A 232-nucleotide genomic window follows, 5' to 3' on the forward strand; every position below is an offset into this window, starting at 1 on the left:
AGCCATGCACGCAATAGACGGATGCCGTCGCCCCGGGCGCTGCCTGGATCACCGCTGGTGTCGATGCACCTTCTTTCAGCATAGCGCGCACATCGCCCGCTTCTATTCGCCCGCGACGTCCTGTGCCGGTCACCTGGGAAAGCGCAATATGGTTCTCTCTGGCGATCCGACGCGCCACGGGCGTGGCCCGAAGACGGGCTGCATCAGGGGGGACGGGCGGGTGCGCCGCGGT

The 232-nt window shown here is 67.2% G+C and carries 1 protein-coding gene; it reads right to left on the reverse strand.

Going from position 1 to position 232, the window contains the following annotated elements; all coding sequences use genetic code 11:
• A partial coding sequence (locus E0702_RS21435) for an E3 binding domain-containing protein (protein WP_368816930.1) occupies positions 1–178 on the reverse strand: 178 nt, incomplete at its 3' end.
• Between the last annotated feature and the right edge of the window lie 54 nt (positions 179–232).

The organism is Halomonas marinisediminis (assembly GCF_004347715.1).
GTDB lineage: Bacteria > Pseudomonadota > Gammaproteobacteria > Pseudomonadales > Halomonadaceae > Halomonas > Halomonas icarae.